Genomic DNA, 20,904 nt, shown 5'->3' on the forward strand with positions numbered 1-20,904 from the left:
TGCGGTCTCGGGGCTCTGCCCCGGACCCCGCTGCTCAATCGCCGCAGGGGCTTGATTGGCTCGACCGCCGCAGGAGGATTGGTCCGGACGCCGCAGGGGCTTGATGGGCTCGTCCGAGTGCCTAGCTGTCGCCGCCCTCGTCGATCAATCGGCGGACCTCCCGGTCGACCAGCCCAAGCCGCGCCTCCGCCACCAAGGGGACCGCCCTCCGCTGGCGTCGCGCCTCGTGTACGTCGATGTCGACCGTCACGAGCCCCGGCTCCCACTGCGGCGCCTGCGCCACCACCGTGCCGCGCGGGTCGACGACGCGGGAGCCGCCCCAGAAGGACGCCCCGTTCTCGTTGCCGACGCGGTTCACGAAGACGACCCAGCACTGGAGCATCTTGGCCGTGTACGAGAGGAGCGTGTCCCAGTACAGGGTCGTGTCCATGGCCTCGGGGTCGAGCGTCGCCGCGCTGTTCGCGGGCACGAACAGGACCTCCGCGCCGTCCTGCACCGCCAGCCACGGGAGCACCGGCTGCCACGCGTCGTTGCAGACCAGCGTCGCGGCCCGGCCGTGGTCGCGGGGCAGGTCGTACGCGCGGGAGTGCTGGCCGGGGCTGACGTGCTTGCGCTCCTCCCAGGCCAGGTAGTTCGGGAGGTACAGCTTGCGGTGGGCGTGCAGCAGGGCGCCGCCCGCGTAGTAGGCGGATGTGTTGTACGCGCGCAGGCTGGTGTGTTCGTGCAGGCCCACCATGACGTCCGGTCCGTCGGGGGACGTGAGGCCGAGCAGTCGTGGATCGTTCGTGGCGATCGACGTGTCCGACTTCAGGCCGCCCAGGTGGTAGCCGTGCAGGCTCAGTTCGGGAAAGACGACCAGATCCGCTCCCTGGGCCGCGGCCTGCGCGATCTGTTCGCGGGCGGTTTCCAGGTTGGCGTCAACATCGCCGAGTTCGCAGTCGGTCTGCGCCAGTGCCACTCTCATGCCCCCGAGCCTCGCATGTCGCGGTGGCCTCTGGCATCTCGGTGGTCCCGGGCACCTCGGTGGGGCCGCAACCGTTGGGGTGGGCGGGACCGTCCTCGTACCCGTACCGGTCGAAAAGATCATCGTCGCGCAGAAAGGGCCACCCTCCATCGTGTCCACCACCCGCCGCGCCATCCTCACCACCGCGACCGCCATCGGCGCCACCGCGTTCGCCGGAACCGCCACCGCCCGGGCGGCGACCGGCACGGCGCACGCCGAGTCGGCCGACCGCCGCTTCGCCGCCCTTGAGCGCAGGCACGGCGCCCGCCTCGGCGTGTTCGCGCACGACATCAGCACCGGGCGCACGGTCCGGCACCGTGCCGACGAGCGCTTCCCGATGTGCTCCACGTTCAAGACGCTGGCCGTCGCCGCTGTGTTGCGCGACCTCGACAAGGACGGGGAGTTCCTGGCCCGCCGCGTCCACTACACGCAGGCCGACATCGACCGTGCGGGCGGCGCCCCGGTCACCGGGAAGCCGGAGAACCTCGCGCACGGCATGACCGTCGACGAGCTGTGCGGCGCCGCGATCTCGTACAGCGACAACACCGCGGCCAACCTCCTTATGAAGTACCTCGGTGGCCCCACCGCCGTCACCCGCTTCGTCCGCTCGATCGGCGACCGCACGACTCGGCTCGACCGCTGGGAGCCCGAGCTGAACTCGGCCGAGCCGGGCCGCGTCACCGACACCTCCACGCCCCGCGCGATCGGGACGACGTACGCGCGTCTGGTCCTCGGTGACGCCCTCGCCCCCGCCGACCGGGACCGGCTGACCCGCTGGCTGCTCGACAACACCACCGGCGACGAACGGATCCGCAAGGCGGTGCCCGCCGACTGGGTGGTCGGCGACAAGACCGGCACGGGCAGGTACGGCACCACCAACGACGTCGGCATCGCCTGGACGCCGGACGGGGCGCCGGTGATCCTCTCCGTCCTGTCGACCAAGCCGGACCAGGGCGCCGAAGGTGACGACCCGCTCGTGGCGCGGGCCGCCGAACTGATGGTGGAGTCCCTGACCTCGTAGGGCTGAGATCATGGCCGTATGAGCGGTACGAGTGGTGACAGCACGGTCGAGCGGGCCTTCGCCGCCGCCCTGCACGACGGCGGCGATCTCGACACCGGTGCCTCACTGCTCGCCGCCGCTCCCTCCTCCGACGATGAACTCGCCCTGCGGGGGCGGGAGTTCGTGCGGCGGGCGTGGGAGCGAGGCTGGCAGCCGGCCGACGTGCTGCGGATGGTCGTACGGCAGGAGGGTCTTGACGCGGGCCATGAACGGCTGGCGGCCCGCCTGATCCGCACCGAGACCGAGCGGTACGAGAACCTGCCGCCGCGCTGGGCCGCCCAGCTCGCCGAGCTGCCCGCGGAGGAACCCGCGCGCACGGACCGGTTCTCGTACGCGACCACCGCCCTGGAGCTGTACCGGCTGCTCGCACGGCTGCCCGCCATTGAGCCGGTCGGCCCGGTGCCGGGTGAGTCGATCACCGTCCCCGTGGCGGGCGAGCCGCGCGCCCTGGCGAAGATCCGCGCGTTGCTCGCCAAGGCGGAGCGGACCGGGTACCCGCCGGAGGCGGAGGCGCTGTCGGCGAAGGCGCAGGAGCTGATGGCCCGGCACTCGGTCGACGAGGCGCTGCTCGCCTCCCGTACGCACGCGAAGGACGTGCCCGCCGCCTGCCGGATCGGTGTCGACGCCCCCTACGAGACGGCGAAGGCGGTCCTCCTCGACGCGGTGGCCGGCGCCAATCGCTGCCGCGCGGTGTGGAACTCGGCGTTCGGGTTCTCGACGGTGGTCGGGTTCGAGCCGGATCTGGAGGCCGTGGAGGTGCTCCATACGTCGCTGCTCGTGCAGGCCACGGCGGCGATGACGCGCGCGGAGGCCGAGCAGCGGGCGGGCGGCAGGAAGCGTACGAAGACCTTCCGGCAGTCGTTCCTCGCCGCGTACGCGCACCGGATCGGGGACCGGCTCGCCGCCGTCGCCGAGCGGGTGACGGGTGAGGCGGCCGATGCGGGCGAGGTGCTGCCGGTGCTCGCCGCGCGGGACGTCGCGGTCACGGGGCGGGCCGAGGAGATGTTCCCCGAGACCGTGACGACGCGGATGAGGGGCGTCACCGACGACGCGGGCTGGACCGAGGGCACCGAGGCGGCGCAGCGGGCGCGGCTCGGCGGCTGAGTCGGGGGCTGGGGCGGGGTCTCCAGGGCTGTCTTCACACTTCCGTCTGTGCCGCGCGCTCGTAAGGTCCCGCTGCCTGAATGGTCAATGCCCGTATTCTTGCGAAATGAGCTGGTTCCGGGCGTTGAAGGTGACCACGCGCTCGGGCCTGACCGTGGAGCGCAAGCGCCTCGAACCGCTGATCGCCCTGCGCGGCGCCGCGGGGCTCGCGATCGTGCTCGCGGTGAGCCTGTCGCTGTTCGGTCCCGCGGTGGCGGCCGGTTCCGCCTTCGGTGCGTTCCAGGCGGCGATCGCCACGTTCCAGCGGAGTTGGCGGCCGCGTCCCGAACTCGCGCTCGCCTCCGGCGCGAGCCTCGGCATCTCGACGTTCCTCGGCTATCTCACCGGCTCCCACCTCTTCTTCTTCCTGCCACTGCTCGCGTTGTGGACGTATCTCGCCGGCCTCGCGTGGGCGGCGGGGCCGACCATCGGGATCATGGCGTCGTCGAACGTCGCGATGATGCTCGTGACCATCACCCTGCCGACGACGATCGCCGAGGCCGCGGGCCACGCGGCGATGATGGCCTTCGGCGGCCTGGTCCAGGCGGCGCTGGTGATCCTCTTTCCCGTACGCAGATGGGGAGCGCACCGTGACGCCCTCGCCGACGCGCTTGCGGCGGAGGCCGATTACGCGCGGCGGTTGCGGCACGATCCCGTCGCCGCGTTCGATCCGGAGCCGCTGATGCTGGCGCGGAACGCGGCCGCGCTCACCCCGCGGCAGGCGCGCACCCGGCCCGCCCAACTGCACGGGGCGCGGGGGCTCGCGGAGCGGATTCGGCCAGTGCTTGCCTCGCTCGCGGATCCGGCGGTCGGGGTGCCGGAGGAGGGGACGGAGCGGGACCGTGTGCGGGAGTTGCTTGCCGCGACGGGGGCGATCCTTGACGTCGCGGCGAGGGCCATCCGGCACGGGTCGCCGGTGAAGGTTCCGCCGGATGCGATCGCGGCGTTTCGGTCCCCGGATATCGGGGGGATTCTGTCCGGGCCGCCGCAGCGGGCGGCCACCCGTCTGGGTTCCCTCCTCCGCGACGTCCTGGAGACGGCTGGCGGCACCGCCCCCACGCCACGGGGCTCCGCCCCGGACCCCGCGCCTCAAGCGCCGACGGGGCTGAAAGATCGGGGCTCCGCCCCGGACCCCGCGTCTCAAGCGCCGGCGGGGCTGAAAGATCGGGGCTCCGCCCCGGACCCCGCGTCTCAAGCGCCGGCGGGGCTGAAAGATCGGGGCTCCGCCCCGGACCCCGCGCCTCAAGCGCCGGCGGGGCTGAAAGATCGGGGCTCCGCCCCGGACCCCGCTGCTCAATCGCCGCAGGGGCTGGAAAGTGCTCATCCGCCGCAGGGGCTTGAGAATGCCCAACCTCTACGCCGGCCCAGCATCTTTCAGCTGCTCCCCGTGGCCGTGCGGGCGATTCGGAGGGAGGCGCGGCCCGGGTCGCCGATTTTGCGGCATGCGAATCGCGTGGCCGCCGTCGCCGTCGCCGGGTACCTGATCGGTGATTTCCTCCCGTTCGGGCACGGCTACTGGGCGCCGATGTCGGCCGTGATGGTCATGCGCCCCGACTTCTCGCAGACGTACTCACGGGCGGTGGCCCGGTTCTGCGGCACGCTCGTCGGCGTCATCGTGGCCACCGCCATCCTGCAGCTCGCGCACCCCGGCACGTACCTCTCCGCGGTGCTCGCCGTGGTGTGCGCGGGGCTGATGTACCTCCTGATGCGCACGGGGCAGCTCGCCGCCCAGGGCTGCATCGCCATGTACGTGGTGTTCCTGCTCGGCATGGGCGGCCAGGAGTGGAGCCAGACGGTCCCCGAACGTGTCGTGCTGACGCTGGTCGGCGGCGTGCTCGCGATGCTGTCGTACGCGCTGTACCCGGCCTGGGAGACCCCGCGCCTGCGCACCCGGCTCGCCGACTGGCTGGCCGCGCTCGGCGACTACGCCGCCGCGGTCGTCGCGCACTACGCGAGCCCGGCGGGCAAGAGCTGCCCGGACGTGCGCGAGGCCCTCCTGAAGGCCCGTGACGCGCACATCGCCTGGGAGCAGGCCGCGGCCCGCGCCAAGACCGAACCCGTACGTCACCGCGGCCTGTCCAACGCCGCCGCCGACGAGGCCGCGCACGCCCTGCACCACATCGGCCGCGTCGTGATGCTGATGGAGGCGCACCTTCCGGAGCGCGGCGCGACCCCCGTGCCCGCCGCGGACGCGCTCGCCGACGCGCTGCGCACCGCGACCCGCGACGGCGCCCAGGCCATCCGCGAGCGCCGGATCCCACGCTGGAAGCCGGTCCGCGAGGCCCTCGACGCGTGGGATGGCGAGGGCGTCCCCGACCGGGTGGTGCGCCGCGGAGCGGTGCTGTTCCTCGAAACGCTGGACGAACTCTCCGACGCGCTCGACACCGACGTACCGCCGATGACCCGGGAGTCGACCGACCAGAGGTGACTTCAGTTCGTCGGGAGGCCGCTGGGCAGGGCGGTCGGCAGCTCGCCGTCCTTCGACTTCTTGAACGTGTCCTTCGTGCCCGCGTCCCACGAGACCCGCATCGTGCTGCCGTCGTTGGACTCGACCGCGCCCTTCGTGCGGTCGGTGTTCCCGTCCGCGCACCTGAGCGTGAGCGTCGGCCTGCCGGTGCCGGCCAGGGTCCCGGTGCACAGGTGTCCGTCGGCGGTGGTCAGCGCGGCCTGCTTCTCGCCGACGACGAGGACGACGGGCTTGCCGCCCGTGGACGCCTTCCAGATGCCCTCGGCGTCCTTCACGGAACCGGGCTCGGCCCCGGCCCCGGACCCGGGCGAACTCCCCTTCGAGGCCGAGGCCGAGGCGGAGGCGGAGGCGGAGGCTGAACCCTTGCCTTGGGCCTCTCCGCCGTCCTCGTCACCCCCACCACTGCACCCGCCGAGCGCGAGCGCCACCACCACGGCGGCAGCGCCCACCCCGAACCGCACGGTCCTGCTGCGCACAACGTCTCCCAACCTCAGTACGTCTGGATCAGTACGTCTCTAGAACGGGAACCGCGAGCGCCCCCGCTGCACGGATATCCACTTCTGCGTCGTGAACGCCTCCAGCGTCGCCTCGCCGTTGAGCCGCCCGATCCCCGACTGCTTCTGCCCGCCGAAGGCGACGAGCGGCTCGTCGTGCACGGTCCCGTCGTTCACGTGGAACATGCCGGTGTCGATCCGCTGGGCGAAGTCCACCCCGCGCTCCACGTCGCCCGTGTGCACGGCGCCGCTCAGCCCGTACGGGGTGTCGTTCACGATCCGCACCGCCTCCTCGTCCCCGTCGAACGGGATGAGCAGGGCGACAGGGCCGAAGATCTCCTGGCGCAGGACGGGGGAGTCGGCGGGCAGTCCGGTGAGGACGACCGGTTCCACCATGTTCCCGTCCACACCTCCGCGTACGAGAGCGGTGGCGCCCTCCGCGACGGCGGTGGCGACGACGCCCGAAATCGCTTCCGCCTGCGTGGAGTTGATGACCGGGCCGATGACGGTGTCGGGGTCGCGTGGGTCGCCGGTCTTGAGGGAGGAGACCTTCGCCACGAACTTCTCCGTGAACTCCTTCTCCACCTTGCGGTCCACGAGGATCCGGTTCGCCGCCATGCAGACCTGGCCCTGATGGACGTACCGGCTGAAGACCGCGGCGTCCACGGCGTAGTCGATGTCGGCGTCGTCGAGCACGGTCAGTGCGCTGTTGCCGCCGAGTTCGAGGATCGCCTGCTTGAACTGCGCGGCGCAGACGACTCCGACATGCCTGCCGACCTGGTCGGAGCCGGTGAAGGAGATGACCTTGGGCACGGGGTGGGTCAGGAGCGCGTCGCCGATCTCGGCGATGTCGGTGATCACGACGTTGAGCAGACCGGCAGGCAGGCCCGCGTCCTCGAAGAGCTTCGCGACCAGCGAGCCGCCGGTGACCGGGGTGTTCTGATGCGGCTTGAGGACCACGCCGTTGCCGAGCGCGAGCGCGGGCGCGACGGACTTCATGGACAGCAGGAACGGGAAGTTGAACGGCGAGATCACGCCCACCACCCCGACCGGCACCCGGTAGAGCCGGTTCTCCTTGCCGTCCACGGGCGAGGGGATCACGCTGCACTGCGGGCGCAGCGCCAGCTGGGCCGACTCGCGCAGGAACTCCTTGGCGAGGTGCAGCTCGAAGCCGGCCTTGGTCCGCGTACCACCGAGCTCGTCGATGATCGCCTCGGTGATCTCCTCCTCGCGCTCCTCCAGGAGACGCAGGGTGCGCTCGAAGACGGCACGGCGCGCGTACGCGTTGGTCCTCGACCAGTCCTTCTGGACCCGCTCGGCCGCGCGGTACGCCTCGTCGACCTCTTCTACGGAGGCGACGGTGATGGAGGCGAGCTTGTCCCCGCTATAGGGATTGAAGTCGATGATGTCCCACGCGCCGCGTCCGGGACGCCACGAGCCGTCGATGTACTGCCGGTCCAGTTCCGTGAAGTAGGACATGTAATCCCTTGCTGCAGCGCGGGCACCCTTGACGCATGTCATCGTACTGGCGGGTACCGACAGTTACAGCAAGAGATCCGTCAACTCACAGCAGGCTCACGCCAATTCGGACAACGCGTCACGGAGTAGTCGCGCACTGTCCTCGGGAGAGGGGCACTGGTTCGAGAGTTCCGTCATGGCCTTCTCGTACTGCGCCACGTCCTCGCGCTTGTCCAAATACAGGGCGCTGGTGAGCTGTTCGAGGAAGACGACATCCGAGAGGTCGGACTCCGGGAACGTGAGAATGGTGAACGTGCCGGACTCGCCGGGGTGCCAGCCATGGCTGAACGGCATGATCTGCAGGGTCAGATGGGGGAGCGAGGCCAGCTCGATGAGGTGCTCCAGCTGCCCGCGCATCACCTCGCGCCCTCCCTGCACGCGCCGTACCGTGGCCTCGTCGAGCACGATGTGCACCTCTGGCGCACGCTCGTCGACCAGCAGTTTCTGCCGCTCGATGCGCAGCGCGACCCGCCGCTCGATGTCCTCGCGCGCGGCCCCCTTCATGCCCTGCTCGACGACCGCGTGGGCGTAGTCCTCGGTCTGCAGCAGTCCGTGCACGAACTGGGCCTCGTACCCTCGGATCTGGGTCGCCGCGCCTTCGAGCCCGAGGTACGTGGGGAACCAGCCGGGCAGTACGTCGCTGTAACTGTGCCACCAGCCCGCGAGGTTGGCCTCCTTCGCGAGCGAGAGCAGCGCGGAGCGCTCTGCCTCGTCATCCACTCCGTACAGCGTCAGCAGGTCGGCGACATCGCGTGTCTTGAAGCTCACCCGTCCCAACTCCATGCGGCTGATCTTCGATTCGGAGGCGCGAATCGAGTAGCCGGCGGCCTCGCGGGTGATCCCGTGCGATTCCCGCAGGCGCCTCAGCTGTGAGCCCAGCAGGATGCGTCGCACCACCGAGCCTCCACCAGAGTTCAGCGCCTGGGGCGACCCCCATGCCTCCCCAGCGGTCACGTCTCTTCACCCTCCCCTTGGTCCACGGCCGAAGTCTGCCATCAAAACGCTCCAGCCTGTACTCGTTCGGTTACAGAAACGGAAAGATCACGAACTACATGCGCAAGAAGTCGTAGGAAGAAATGCGCGAGAAGCGGTACGGGGGTGCTCAAGTCGGGCGCGTGCACGTGCATCTGCCCTTGCATCCGCTGTACGCATTCGGAACGATGGCGCCACCACCGCTCGCTGCGTACTGCGAAAAATGGGGAGTACCTCGCATGGGGACGAATGGATCGACCATGCTCGAGCCTTTAGATGCGTTGAGGCAGAGCCTGCCTCCGGTCGACCCCTCGGCTGTCTCCAGCACCGCGTCGTGTGCTCTGCCCGCCCGCTATGAAGCGGTGCGCTCCGCACGGGAGTTCAGTCGCAGGACGCTCGCCGACTGGGAGGCGTTGGAGCGCTTCGACGATATTTGTCTCGTCGTCTCCGAACTTGTCACCAATGCCCTGCGGCACGGTCTCCCGGCGGACACCCCGCACGGCCAGGATCCGCCCGTGCGGCTCCATTTGATGCATTGGTCTTCGCGCGTAGTGTGCGCGGTCCGTGACCCCAGCAACGACAGTCCGGCCGCCCAAGAGGTGGACATCGACGCCGACTTCTCGGCGGAGTCGGGGCGCGGCCTGTTCCTCGTCGACTCCTTCGCCGACAGCTGGGGCTGGCACCCCTTGGCAGGACCGCTGAGCGGCAAAGTCGTCTGGGCCCTCTTCAGGATCTGAGAACGGCTCTTGCTGTCGCGTCAGGCCCCGGCCGTCAGATGGTCGAATTCCCCGTCCTTCACGCCGAGGAGCATCGCCTCTATCTCCGCGGGCGTATAGACGAGCGCGGGCCCCTCCGGAAAGTTCGAGTTGCGCACGGCGATCCTTCCGCCGGGCAACTTCGCGAACTCCACGCAGGATCCCTGCGAGTTGCTGTGCCTGCTCTTCTGCCAGACCACTCCGTGCAAGTCCGTGGCCGCCATGCCGTTGTACACGTGGTGCACGGTTCGCTCCCCGGTGGTGCTGTCAGTGCTCTAACAGTGAATGATTCTGTGGTCAATGTGAAAGCCGGGACGGCAGTGATCATCTGCCCCAACTGTCCAGGATCATAGCTGCGTTCATATGCCCTTGCATGGGCAGATGCACGTGCACGCGGGGTGTTCTCGCAGTTACAGCTCGAAAAACGCCTGCCCCGGGGCCTGCATTACATGCGAGGGCCATCCACCGGCCATGATCTTTCGAGCCACCGCCTGGGCCGGAGCGCCCGGATCAAATCCTTCGCGACCCACGAAAATACGCGTCACATGGCCTTCGCCGTACCGCGCCCAAGGGATCGGCAAGCCGGCGGAATTGGCCGGATCTCATCAGCCTGGCGCATCCGCGGGATCCGTATCGGAAAAGAGCTGGGCCGGGCCGTCGAAGCGGTTCGTGCCGGGCACAGCGCGCGTCCGTGGCGCTTGACCGGCGGCGGAGTCCTGTGCCTCGGCGTCTACGCTGGACCGCATGTCAGCGATCCGTCTGCTGGTTCTCGGGGCCGTACGTCAGCACGGCCGCGCGCACGGCTATCAAGTACGCAACGACCTGGAGTACTGGGGCGCCCACGAGTGGTCGAACGCCAAGCCCGGCTCGATCTATCACGCGCTCAAGCAGATGGCGAAGCAAGGGCTGTTGCGCGCCCACGAGGTCGCGCCTTCCACGGCCGGCGGCCCGCCGCGCACCGAGTACGAGCTCACGGGCGAGGGGCAGGAGGAGTACCTCGCCCTGGTCCGCGCGTCGCTGACCTCGTACGACCAGCGGCCCGACATCCTCACGGCGGCGCTCGGCTGCATGGTGGACCTGCCGCGCGGCGAGGTCGTGGGCCTGCTCAAGGAGCGGGTGCGCAGCATGGAGGAGTGGCGGCGCTCCGTCACGGAGTACTACACGCCCGAAGAGGGCCCCGAGCAGCTGGGCCACATCGGCGAGATCATGAACCACTGGGTCTTCTCGGCCGACACCGGCGCGGAGTGGACCAGGGGCCTGATCGCCCGCATCGAGGGCGGCGCCTACACCTTCGCGGGTGAGGGTGAGCCCTTCGTCGGCGTGCTCGCGGAGGGGCAGGAGAACCCGTTCGCGGCGGGGGAACGGCCCGCGGCGAACGATCGCTAATCAAGTTTGACGAATGACCTCGCTTCCCTTACCTTCGCCCATCTAGTCAAGTTTGACTATGGCGGCCGGGCGTGTGACGGCCGGGCAACGGAGGGAGCGCGGATGACGGACGCGATCGTCGCCGAGGGAGTGCGGAAGCGGTACGGGGAGAAGGCGGCACTCGACGGCCTGGACCTGGCGGTGGGCCGGGGCACCGTGCACGGCGTGCTCGGGCCGAACGGGGCGGGCAAGACCACCGCCGTACGCATCATGACGACGCTGCTGAGGGCCGACGAGGGCCGCGTCGAGGTGGCGGGCCACGATGTGCGACGCGCCCCGGACGAGGTCCGCCACCGCATCGGCCTGCTCGGTCAGCACGCGGCGCTCGACGAGGAGTTGAGCGGCCGGCAGAACCTGGAGATGTTCGGCAGGCTCCACCGCCTGGGGGCCGGGCGCGCGGGCGTGCGGGCCGACGAACTCCTGGCCCGCTTCGGCCTGGCCGACACCGGCCGCAAGGCGGTCAAGGCCTATAGCGGCGGCATGCGGCGCCGCCTCGACCTCGCCGCGTCGCTGATCACCGACCCCGAAGTCCTCTTCCTCGACGAGCCGACGACCGGCCTCGACCCGCGCGGCCGCGCCGAGGTCTGGGATGCGGTGCGCTCACTGGTCGGCGGCGGCACGACGGTGCTGCTGACCACGCAGTACCTGGAGGAGGCGGACCAGCTGGCCGACCGGGTCTCGGTGGTCGACCGGGGCCGGGTCGTGGCGGACGGCAGCCCCGACGAGCTGAAGGCGAAGCTGGGCGGTGACCGGATCGACGTGGTGGTCAGGGACGCGGCGCAGCTGCCGCTGGTCGCCTCGATGCTGCCCGCGGGCGCCACGGTCGACGCGGACCGCCGCCTGGTGAGCGCTCCGGTGAACGACCGGATGCACGCGCTCACCGATGTCGTACGAGCCCTTCAGGAGACCGGTGTCGAGGCGGAGGACGTGGCGCTGCGCCGCCCCACGCTCGACGAGGTGTTCCTGCACCTGACGGAGGTCCCCGCATGAGTACGTCGATGAGCTGGGCGGTCGCCGACTCCTGGACGATGACCCGGCGTGAACTCGCCCACTGGGGGCGGCAACCGGTCCAGGTCGTGGTCGGCCTGGTCTTCCCTGTGATGCTGCTCGTGATGTTCGGCTACCTGATCGGGGGCGGCAAGGGCGTCGAGGGCGACTATGTCGACTTCCTCGTGCCCGGCATGCTCGCGCTGACCATGGCGTTCGGCCTGGAGTCGACGATGGTGGCGATCACGCAGGACCTCAACAAGGGGGTGATCGACCGGTTCCGGTCCATGCCGATGACCAACGGGGCGGTCCTGGTGGGCCGTTCGGTGGCGGACATGCTGCAGTCGGCGGCGTCGATCGCGGTCATGGCCGGGGTCGGCCTCGCGCTGGGCTGGCGGGTGCACGGCTCGGTCGGCGCGGTGCTCGGGGCCTTCGGGCTGCTGCTCCTGCTGCGCTTCGCGATGCTGTGGATGGGCATCTGGCTGGCCATGGTGGCGGGGAAGCCGGAGCTGGTGCAGGCCGTGCAGATCCTGGTGTGGCCGGTCGGGTTCCTCTCCAACGCCTTTACGGTGCCGTCGACCATGCCCAACTGGCTGGGCGCGGTGGTCGAGTGGAACCCGATGTCGGCCACGGCCTCCTCGGTCCGCCACCTCTTCGGCAACCCGGGCGGCGCGGACGAGGTGTGGCTGGCGGTGGCGTGGCCGGTGGGCCTGGTGGCGGTCTTCTTCCCGCTGGCGGTACGGAGGTTCGCGGGGCTGAGCCGGTAGGGCCCAGGCTCTGGGGCCCAGGCCCTGGAGCCCCGGCTCGACGCCCTCAGCGGATCGCCGCCCCGTCCTCCGACAGCTGCATCTGCGGCCGACCCGTCACCAGCAGCCAGGCGGGCAGTGAGGCGATGCACATCAGGGCGATGATCGCGGGGGACGCCACCAGGACGGCCGCCGTGAACAGGCTGACCCAGCCCTGGCGGGTGACCGCGAGGAGTACCCCGAGCACGCCGGCCGCGATGCCGACCGACGGGTTCACGCCGGGCACGAGCGCGTGCGCGAAGAGGCCGAAGGCCGCGCCCACGAAGACGGCGGGGAAGATCCGCCCGCCCCGGAACCCGCACGTGGCGGCGACGAGCAGCGCCGCCAGCTTCACCACGGTCATCAGGGCGAACTCCCCGGCCGACCAGTCGTCCGGCGACCCGGCGATCTCCTTGACCTCCGCGAGCCCCTTGAACAGCGTCAGTTCGCCGCCGAGCGCCCCGAGCAGGCCGAGCACGAGCCCGCCCAGCGGCAGCGTCAGCATCGGGTGGCCGAGGCGGCCGAAGGCGCGGTGCACGTAGGGGAAGGCGTACACGGCGGTCATCGCGAACACCGCGGCCGCGCACGCGATCACGATCGACGACAGGAGGTCGGCCCAGCCGGGGTCGCTCAAGGGCGGCAGTCCCAGGTCGAAAGTGGGCGAGGCGATCAGGGCAGTGGTCATGGAGCCCGCGGCCGCCGCGAGCAGCGGCCCGAACATGTTGTCCCACAGCGAGCCCTTCATCGGCATCGCCTTCCCGGCCAGCGCCTCCGAGACGAGCAGCGCGGCCGCGATCGGCGTACCGAACAGGGCGCCGATGGTCGCCGCCGTCGCCAGGCTCACCCACATCGTCGCCTGCGAGTTCGGCACCAGCTTCTTGCCGAGCCAGAACGCGAGTCCCACGTTCACCGCGATGATCGGGTTCTCCGGGCCCAGGCTCGGCCCGCCGGCCAGCATCAGCGCCGCGGCGAGCGCGAGCCCCGGCAGCACGTACGGCGGCAGCGGGGCCTCGCCGCCCAGCCCCATCGTCGCCGGGTCGGGGCCCGCGTGCCCCGGCACCTTCCAGACCACGAGCCCGACGAGGACGCCCGTGAGGGTCAGCATCACGATGATCCACAGCGCGGAGTAGCCGCCGATGCCGAGCGCGTCGGGCAGCTCCTCCCACACCAGATGCGCCAGCTTCTCCGCGATCCAGTCGAGCGCGAGGAACAGCACGCTGCATCCGACACCCACCACCAGCGCGGGTAGGACGAATGGCAGCAAGGTGCGAGCGGACACGGCGGGCGGGGGCGGCGGTTCGATCTCGGTATGCGTGCTCACGGCGCCACTTTAGGCGGACATAAAAGGCATAACACCCCGAGAATCCGTCGAAGGAAACGACTTGCACCTCACGTCACGTGAGGACCCAAGCTGAATCACGTACGAGAAAGGAGGTGCGGCGGATGAGCTACTCCGTGGGTCAGGTCGCCCGCTTCGCCGGAACCACGGTGCGCACCCTGCACCACTACGACGAGATCGGCCTGCTCACCCCGAGCGAGCGCAGCACGGCGGGCCACCGCCGGTACGGCGAGGCCGACCTCGACCGGCTCCAACAGGTCCTCTTCTACCGGGAACTCGGCTTCCCGCTCGACGAGATCCAGGCCCTGCTGGACGACCCGGAATCCGACCCGCGCGAACACCTGCGGCGCCAGCACGAACTGCTGACCGTCCGCATCGAGAAACTGCAGAAGATGGCCGAAGCCGTCGAACACGCCATGGAGGCACAGAAGATGGGCATCCAGCTCACACCGGAAGAGCGCTTCGAGGTCTTCGGGGACAAGGACCCGGAGGAGTACTCCGAGGAGACCGAGCAGCGCTGGGGCGGCACGGCGGCGTACGCCGAGTCGCAGCGCAGGGCAGCGACGTACTCCAAGGAGGACTGGCTGCGCATGAAGACCGAGAACGACGACTGGCTCGCGCGCTACGTGGCCCTCGTCACGGCCGGAGAACCGGCGGACGGCGAGCGCGCCATGGACCTGGCCGAGGAACACCGCGGCCAGATCTCGCGGTGGTTCTACGACTGCCCGCACGAGATGCACGCCTGCCTCGGCGCCATGTACGTGGCCGACGAGCGCTTCAAGGCGTACTACGACGCCATGGGCGAGGGCGTCGCCGACCATCTGAGCGCCGCGATCCAGGCGAACTCGGTACGGAACGGCTGAACCACAGGTATGCCACGGTTTCCGCACAGTGCATCCTGAGGGGACCACTGGAACCTGGCAGGGACGACCGGCGTTGATAACTTTGCATCGCCATTGCCTTGCCCTGCCTTTGTCGCCGAAGCCCCTCAGGAGTCCGGACCCGTGATGACGCTTGCTCTAGGACCAAGCTGGCTGGACCCGGACTATCTGCTGAACACGTTCGGCATCTGGGGCCTGCTGCTGATCGTGTTCGCCGAGTCGGGCCTGCTGATCGGCTTCTTCCTGCCGGGCGACTCGCTGCTCTTCACCACGGGTCTGCTGATCACTTCGAAGCAGCTGGACTTCCCGCTGTGGGGGGCGGTCGGGCTGATCTGCGTCGCGGCGATCCTGGGCGACCAGGCGGGCTACATGTTCGGCAAGAAGGTCGGCCCGTCCCTCTTCAAGCGCGAGGACTCCCGGCTCTTCAAGCAGGAGAACGTCACGAAGGCGCACGAGTTCTTCGAGAAGCACGGCCCCAAGTCCCTGGTCCTGGCCCGCTTCGTGCCCATCGTCCGTACGTTCACGCCGATCATCGCGGGCGTCTCGGGCATGCGGTACCGCTCGTTCCTCACGTTCAACGTGATCGGCGGCGTGCTGTGGGGCGCGGGCGTGACGCTGCTCGGCTCCTGGCTCGGCAACATCGAGTTCGTGCACAAGAACATCGAGGCGATCCTGATCCTGATCGTCCTGATCTCGGTGGTGCCGATCGCGATCGAGTTCCTGCGGGCCCGCAGCAAGTCGAAGAAGGCGGCCGCCCGGTCCGAGCAGGCGGGAGAGGCCGGGGAACCCCCGTCGGCGCCCACGCGGCGCCGCCACGCGAAGCGCTAGAAGCCCCTCGTGCGCTTGGCCGCGCGCCGTCCAGCGGCGCCCGGCCCTTGCAGGAACAGGCGGGAGATCTCGCCACCGAGGTTCACGCCGATCGCGATGGCGAGGGCCAGCGCGGCCGCCTTGGACAGAAACGTGAGCCCGTTGTTCACATCGCTGTGGGCGATCGCGAGCAGACCGAAGTACGTCGCCGAACCCGGCAGCAGCGGGCCGATCGCGGCCGTGACGTACGGCAGCGCCGACGCGAACTGGTACCGCGAGAAGAGCTGCCCGAACAGGCCCACGAGCCCCGCCGCCGCGGCCGTCGCGGCCACCGGCGAGATCCCGCCCTGGTAGTGCAGCGCCCCGAAGATCGCGCCCGCGACCCCGCCGTTGAGCGTCACGGCGATCACCGTCTTGCGCTCCTGCTGCAGCAGGACGGCGAACGCGAGCGACAGTGACATCGACGCGAGGATCTGCCAGATGGGCCGGTTGTTGGACCCCAGCGCCTCCTCCGGGTCGAGCTGCGCGTCCAACTGCACGCCTACGTAGAGCATGATCAGGACGCCGATGACGATGCCCACGAAGAAGTACATGACTTCCAGGAGGCGGGCCGCGGCCGTGATGTAGAAGCCGGTCAGACCGTCCTGCACACCGGCCACGAGTGCCCGCCCGGGGAGCAGAGCGAACAGCCCACCGGTGATCACCGCGGACGCCCGCACGTCTACGTAGTCGTGCGCCAGCGTCAGCGCGATGCCCATCGCGGCGGGCGGCATCGCGGCCACCGTGAACTGGTAGAACTCCGGGAACCCGCGCCCCGCGCAGAGCCACGCGAGACGGTCGCCGAGCATCGCGCCTATCGCGGCGACGACGAACACCAGCGCGTTACCGCCGACCAGGATCGAGGCGGACCCGGCGAGCAGCCCGCTCGCCGCGGTGAGCGCCCAGCCCGGGTAGGGGTGCCGGTTCCTGCGGATCTCGGCGAGGCGCCGGTAGGCCTCCTCCAGGGAGACGTCGGCCTCCTCGTCGCTGATGTCGTCGACGAGCCGGTACACGGCCGCGAGGCGCGTGTAGTCGGTGCCGCGGCGCCGCACGGTGCGCGAGGCCGTCACCGGGTCGTCCACCAGGGACGGCTGGAAGCTGATCGACAGCAGAGTGAACGTTACTGTCGGCTCGCAGCGGTCGAGCCCGTAGGACCGGCACACGGCGAACATCGCCGCTTCCACGTCCTCGGCGCCCTCACCACCGGCCAGCAGCAGCTCCCCGATACGCAGCGTCAGGTCGAGCACGCGCGGAACGGCGGGGCCGGTCTCGGCGTCGTGCTTCTGCACCAGATCGGGGGCCGGCCGCTCGGCGACCGGCATCCGCAGCATGGTGCGCATCCGGTCCTGCCAGGGCGCCTCCTTGGTCAGCCTGACCATGGGGATGCCGTGCGGCGGGGTGAACGCGGCCGGCGACTCACGGGCGCTGTAGGTCCGCGGTCGCGTGAACGCGGAGCCCTCCGTGTCCACCGGCTCCGTCGCCTGCACGTTGAGCCCATTGGGGACCGCGAACTCCGAGGTGGTCGACGACTCCTCGTCGACCACCGGGGGCGGCGTGATGATCCCGATGGGCTGCGTGAACGCGCTGCGCGCCTCGTCGGACTGCGGCTTGCGGTCCTCGGGGGCCTCGGATTCCCGCTCCGTCACCTCTGTCGTTCCTCACCCTTCGCGTCACTGCGGATCCGTGTCACCGCACGTACGCCTCAGTATGCGCACAGATACGCGAACGGGCCGCCCCAGGGGGGCGGCCCGGATGTGAACGCTGGGGACTCAGTGGCCGCCGTTGTCCTGAGCGCGCTTGTAGGAACGCTCGATCTCGGCCTCGGCCTCGGTACGGCCGACCCAGTCGGCGCCCTCGACGGACTTGCCGGGCTCCAGGTCCTTGTAGACCTCGAAGAAGTGCTGGATCTCCAGGCGGTCGAACTCCGAGACGTGCTGGATGTCGCGCAGGTGCTCCATCCGCGGGTCCGTCGCCGGGACGCACAGCAGCTTGTCGTCGCCGCCGGCCTCGTCCGTCATCCGGAACATGCCGATCACACGGCACTTGATGAGGCAGCCCGGGAACGTCGGCTCGTCCAGGATGACCAGGGCGTCCAGCGGGTCGCCGTCCTCGCCGAGGGTGTCCTCGACGTAGCCGTAGTCCGCGGGGTAGGCGGTCGACGTGAACAGACGACGGTCGAGGCGGATACGACCGGACTCGTGGTCGACCTCGTACTTGTTCCGCGATCCCTTCGGGATCTCGATCAGGACGTCGAACTCCACCGGTGGCTCCTCAATGATCAACACAAACGTCTGGTGGTTAAGTGTCCCCTACGCAGATGTGTGATCGCGAAAGGGGCTGGTCCGCGGTGCCGGAGCCGAAGGCTTCGCAGCTCGTGAAGAGTGCGGCGAAGACTGTTGCCGGATCCAAGACCAAGCACGTCACGGTGGGTGCGACGGCGGTGGGTCTCGCCCTCGCGGCCGTCGTGGCGGTCGCGGCCGGTCCCTGGGACGCTTCCGGTCAGCGTAAGGCCGAGGCCGACCGGGCCGCCTCCTCGGAGGCCGGAGGTGGCGCAGATCACGGCGGTGCGGCCGAGGCGGCGCCGAGCGCGCCCGTGGTGCTCGCGGCCCCCGGCGCGGCCGTGCCGGGCCCCACGAAGAGCGCCCTGGCCGACGTGCTCGACCCGCTCCTGAAGGGCACCGCGCTCGGCGGCCGGCGCACGGCCGCCGTCGTCGACGCCGTCACAGGGAAGCGGCTCTACGGACGGTCACCGGGCGACACGCTCACCCCGGCGTCCACGACGAAGCTGGCCACGGCGGTCGCGGCCCTCTCGGCCGCGGGCCCCGACCACCGCATCGCCACCCGTACGGCCCTGGAGAAGGACTCCAAGAAGCTGATTCTGGTGGGCGGCGGCGATCCGACCCTGACCGCCCGCGAAAAGAACCCCTACGGCGCCGCCGACCTGGGAACCCTCGCCGACGAGACCGCCAAGGACCTCAAGCGGCTCGACATCGGCGAGGTCACCCTCACGTACGACACCTCGCTGTACTCGGGCCCCGACATCCACCCCATCGGCCCCAACGAGAACCTCGCCCGGGTCACCCCGCTGATGGCCGACGAGGCCCGCACCGACGACTCCGACAGCGGGCCGGCCGCGCGGGAGGGCGATCCGGCGGCGGCCGCGGCGAAGAAGTTCGCGGACATGCTCGGCGAGCGCGGCATCAGGACCAAGGGCGACCCGGCCTCCGGCAAGGCGTCCGAACGGGCGCGGAAGCTCGCGAAGGTGTCCTCGCCGCCGCTCTCCGCGCTCGTCGAGCGGATGCTGACGCACAGCGACAACGACATCGCCGAGGCGCTCGCCCGGCAGACCGCGATCGCCGCGGGCGGGAGCCACGACTTCGACGGCGCGGGCAAGGCCGTCGAGAAGCAGCTCGGGAAGCTCCGGCTACCGCTCAAGGACGCCCATTTCGCCGACGGCAGCGGCCTCGACCGCGCCGACAAGATCTCCGTCGACCTGCTTACCGGCCTGCTCGCCAAGGCCGCCGACCCGTCCCGCCCGGAGCTGCGCTCCGTCCTCACGGGCCTGCCGGTCGCCGGCTTCACCGGAACCCTCGCGAGCCGCTACGAGGACGCGGCCGTCGCCTCCGGAACAGGCCTGGTACGCGCCAAGACCGGCACCCTCACCGGGGTCAACACGCTCGCCGGGACGGTCGTCGACGCCGATGGCCGCCTCCTCGTCTTCGCCTTCATGACGGAGGGCGCCAATGACCCCAAGGCCGCCCAGTCGGCCCTCGACCGCCTCGCCTCCTCCGTCGCCAACTGCGGCTGCAGGTGAACCCTTAAGGGTTTCCAGGGGCAGAAGTGGGGCGGCGCTCCGGGGCCAACCCCCCTTCCGGTACGCGAGAGGTCACGTACCGTTGACGCATGACGAGCCTCGGCGGTGCGGCATCTTCGGGAATGGTCGACTGGAACCTCGCGGTGGCGACCGCGACCCGACTGGTACGACCAGGTCCCGAAGTCAGTCGGGACGAGGCACGGGCCGTCGTGGCGGAGCTGCGCCGGCACGCCAAGGCGTCCGAGGAGCACGTACGCGCGTACACGCGCATGGCCACGGACTCCGAGCACGACACCCCGGTGCTCGTGGTCGACCGGGCCGGCTGGGTGAAGGCCAACGTCGCGGGCTTCCGCGAGGTGCTCAGGCCGCTGCTCGACAAGATGAACGAGCGGCGCGGTTCGGGCCCCGGACCCGCGATGCTCGGCGCGGTCGGCGGCAAGGTCACGGGCGTCGAACTGGGCATGCTGCTCTCGTTCCTGTCCTCCCGCGTCCTCGGCCAGTACGAGACCTTCGCCCCCGCCACCCGTGACCTCCCCGCCGCGCCGAACGGCGGCGGCAGGCTCCTGCTGGTCGCGCCGAACATCGTGCACGTGGAGCGCGAACTCGACGTGGAACCGCACGACTTCAGGCTCTGGGTCTGCCTCCACGAGGAGACGCACCGCACCCAGTTCACGGCCGTGCCCTGGCTGCGCGACCACCTGGAGGGCGAGATCCAGTCATTCCTGGAGGAGACCGAGGTCGACCCGACGACGTTCCTGGAGCGCGTACGGGAAGCGGCCCAGTCGCTCGCGGGAGGGCGCCCCGAGGGCGATGTCGAAGAGGGAGCCGACGGCGGCCGCTCGCTCGTCGAACTGGTGCAGACCCCGGCGCAGCGCGACATCCTCGCCCGCCTCACCGCCGTCATGTCGCTCCTCGAAGGGCACGCCGACTACGTGATGGACGGTGTGGGACCGGCCGTCGTGCCGTCCGTCGAGGAGATCCGCGAGAAGTTCCAACAGCGCAGGCAGAAGGGGGCCTCACGGCTCGACCTGGCCCTGCGCAAGCTGCTCGGTCTCGACGCCAAGCTGCGCCAGTACCGCGACGGCGAGAAGTTCGTCAGGGCCGTCGTCGACGAGGTCGGCATGGACGGCTTCAACCGCGTCTGGACGTCTCCCAACACGCTGCCGACGAAGGCGGAGATCGCCAAACCGGCGGACTGGGTCGCGCGGGTGCACAACAAGTCGGACGGCGCTCAGGAAGCTCCGTAAGGCACGCCCATAATTGCCCAGGATCACCCATCCGAGGGACCGTAGGCCGTGGGCTGGCGTGCAATGCTCGGGGAACCGCTCGGCTCTGTCACCATCGACACACTCTGCGTGACCGATCTCACCCGGTCACCGTTGAGCGAATGAGCCGGGCCGGCCGGCGCTGGTCCG

19 protein-coding genes are annotated in these 20,904 nt (G+C 70.2%); 11 read left to right on the plus strand and 8 right to left on the minus strand.

Annotated elements, in window-relative coordinates; translation table 11 throughout:
* Positions 1-121: 121 nt before the first annotated feature.
* The gene (locus ACFYWS_RS32280; protein WP_389282344.1) at positions 122-964 is read right to left on the minus strand and encodes a nitrilase-related carbon-nitrogen hydrolase; all 843 of its coding nucleotides are present in this window, start codon (positions 962-964) and stop codon (positions 122-124) included.
* A gap of 148 nt (positions 965-1,112) precedes the next feature.
* On the opposite strand from ACFYWS_RS32280, the gene bla reads away from it, so the two are divergent.
* The 3 genes from bla to ACFYWS_RS32295 all read left to right on the plus strand — a co-directional run bounded on the left by bla (position 1,113) and on the right by ACFYWS_RS32295 (position 5,634).
* Positions 1,113-2,024, plus strand: coding sequence for a class A beta-lactamase (gene bla, locus ACFYWS_RS32285; RefSeq protein WP_389282456.1), 912 nt, complete (start codon positions 1,113-1,115; stop codon positions 2,022-2,024).
* 18 nt (positions 2,025-2,042) lie between these two features.
* Complete coding sequence (locus ACFYWS_RS32290; protein ID WP_389282345.1) at positions 2,043-3,167, plus strand: DUF2786 domain-containing protein; 1,125 nt, start codon at positions 2,043-2,045, stop codon at positions 3,165-3,167.
* Between the two features lie 106 nt (positions 3,168-3,273).
* The gene (locus ACFYWS_RS32295) at positions 3,274-5,634 is read left to right on the plus strand and encodes an FUSC family protein (protein ID WP_389282346.1); all 2,361 of its coding nucleotides are present in this window, start codon (positions 3,274-3,276) and stop codon (positions 5,632-5,634) included.
* A gap of 2 nt (positions 5,635-5,636) precedes the next feature.
* Here the strand turns inward: ACFYWS_RS32295 and ACFYWS_RS32300 are convergent, their stop codons facing one another.
* The 3 genes from ACFYWS_RS32300 to ACFYWS_RS32310 all read right to left on the minus strand — a co-directional run bounded on the left by ACFYWS_RS32300 (position 5,637) and on the right by ACFYWS_RS32310 (position 8,639).
* On the minus strand, positions 5,637-6,149 hold the full coding sequence (locus ACFYWS_RS32300) for a hypothetical protein (protein ID WP_389282348.1): 513 nt from the start codon (positions 6,147-6,149) through the stop codon (positions 5,637-5,639).
* A gap of 39 nt (positions 6,150-6,188) precedes the next feature.
* On the minus strand, positions 6,189-7,646 hold the full coding sequence (locus tag ACFYWS_RS32305) for an aldehyde dehydrogenase family protein (protein ID WP_389282350.1): 1,458 nt from the start codon (positions 7,644-7,646) through the stop codon (positions 6,189-6,191).
* A 96-nt stretch (positions 7,647-7,742) separates the two neighbouring features.
* Positions 7,743-8,639: a helix-turn-helix domain-containing protein gene (locus ACFYWS_RS32310; RefSeq protein WP_389282351.1), complete on the minus strand. Its 897-nt coding sequence runs from the start codon at positions 8,637-8,639 to the stop codon at positions 7,743-7,745.
* 257 nt (positions 8,640-8,896) lie between these two features.
* Here ACFYWS_RS32310 and ACFYWS_RS32315 point away from each other — a divergent pair, with 257 nt between their 5' ends.
* Positions 8,897-9,394, plus strand: coding sequence for an ATP-binding protein (locus ACFYWS_RS32315; protein ID WP_389282352.1), 498 nt, complete (start codon positions 8,897-8,899; stop codon positions 9,392-9,394).
* Between the two features lie 20 nt (positions 9,395-9,414).
* On the opposite strand, the gene ACFYWS_RS32320 is transcribed toward ACFYWS_RS32315, so the two are convergent.
* Entirely contained in the window at positions 9,415-9,657 is a 243-nt protein-coding gene (locus tag ACFYWS_RS32320) for a DUF397 domain-containing protein (RefSeq protein WP_389282353.1), read from the minus strand.
* A 499-nt stretch (positions 9,658-10,156) separates the two neighbouring features.
* On the opposite strand from ACFYWS_RS32320, the gene ACFYWS_RS32325 reads away from it, so the two are divergent.
* The 3 genes from ACFYWS_RS32325 (at position 10,157) to ACFYWS_RS32335 (ending at position 12,591) form a co-directional block, all read left to right on the plus strand.
* Positions 10,157-10,798 (plus strand): PadR family transcriptional regulator, encoded by a 642-nt coding sequence (locus tag ACFYWS_RS32325; protein WP_389282354.1) that lies wholly within the window; start codon positions 10,157-10,159, stop codon positions 10,796-10,798.
* Between the two features lie 102 nt (positions 10,799-10,900).
* On the plus strand, positions 10,901-11,827 hold the full coding sequence (locus tag ACFYWS_RS32330) for an ATP-binding cassette domain-containing protein (RefSeq protein WP_389282355.1): 927 nt from the start codon (positions 10,901-10,903) through the stop codon (positions 11,825-11,827).
* Entirely contained in the window at positions 11,824-12,591 is a 768-nt protein-coding gene (locus tag ACFYWS_RS32335; protein WP_389282356.1) for an ABC transporter permease, read from the plus strand. The genes ACFYWS_RS32330 and ACFYWS_RS32335 overlap by 4 nt, the downstream gene beginning before the upstream one ends.
* Before the next feature lie 46 nt (positions 12,592-12,637).
* On the opposite strand, the gene ACFYWS_RS32340 is transcribed toward ACFYWS_RS32335, so the two are convergent.
* Entirely contained in the window at positions 12,638-13,930 is a 1,293-nt protein-coding gene (locus ACFYWS_RS32340; protein WP_389282358.1) for an ion channel protein, read from the minus strand.
* A gap of 122 nt (positions 13,931-14,052) precedes the next feature.
* Here ACFYWS_RS32340 and ACFYWS_RS32345 point away from each other — a divergent pair, with 122 nt between their 5' ends.
* The gene (locus tag ACFYWS_RS32345) at positions 14,053-14,811 is read left to right on the plus strand and encodes a MerR family transcriptional regulator (protein WP_389282360.1); all 759 of its coding nucleotides are present in this window, start codon (positions 14,053-14,055) and stop codon (positions 14,809-14,811) included.
* A 144-nt stretch (positions 14,812-14,955) separates the two neighbouring features.
* Complete coding sequence (locus tag ACFYWS_RS32350) at positions 14,956-15,657, plus strand: DedA family protein (protein ID WP_389282362.1); 702 nt, start codon at positions 14,956-14,958, stop codon at positions 15,655-15,657.
* Here the strand turns inward: ACFYWS_RS32350 and ACFYWS_RS32355 are convergent.
* Together ACFYWS_RS32355 and ACFYWS_RS32360 are read right to left on the minus strand one after the other, a co-directional pair.
* Positions 15,654-17,321 carry a threonine/serine exporter ThrE family protein gene (locus tag ACFYWS_RS32355; protein WP_389282364.1) on the minus strand — a complete coding sequence of 556 codons (1,668 nt, stop codon included), beginning with the start codon at positions 17,319-17,321 and terminating at the stop codon, positions 15,654-15,656. The two genes, ACFYWS_RS32350 and ACFYWS_RS32355, sit on opposite strands and share 4 nt — an antisense overlap.
* A gap of 123 nt (positions 17,322-17,444) precedes the next feature.
* Entirely contained in the window at positions 17,445-17,936 is a 492-nt protein-coding gene (locus tag ACFYWS_RS32360) for an inorganic diphosphatase (RefSeq protein ID WP_351334330.1), read from the minus strand.
* Between the two features lie 56 nt (positions 17,937-17,992).
* Between ACFYWS_RS32360 and dacB the strand changes: the two genes are divergently transcribed.
* Together dacB and ACFYWS_RS32370 are read left to right on the plus strand one after the other, a co-directional pair.
* Positions 17,993-19,489 carry a D-alanyl-D-alanine carboxypeptidase/D-alanyl-D-alanine-endopeptidase gene (gene dacB, locus ACFYWS_RS32365; RefSeq protein WP_389282366.1) on the plus strand — a complete coding sequence of 499 codons (1,497 nt, stop codon included), beginning with the start codon at positions 17,993-17,995 and terminating at the stop codon, positions 19,487-19,489.
* Between the two features lie 89 nt (positions 19,490-19,578).
* Positions 19,579-20,736, plus strand: coding sequence for a zinc-dependent metalloprotease (locus ACFYWS_RS32370; RefSeq protein WP_389282368.1), 1,158 nt, complete (start codon positions 19,579-19,581; stop codon positions 20,734-20,736).
* Positions 20,737-20,904 lie beyond the last annotated feature (168 nt).

It is taken from the genome of Streptomyces sp. NPDC002795 (assembly GCF_042888725.1).
Classification (GTDB): domain Bacteria; phylum Actinomycetota; class Actinomycetes; order Streptomycetales; family Streptomycetaceae; genus Streptomyces.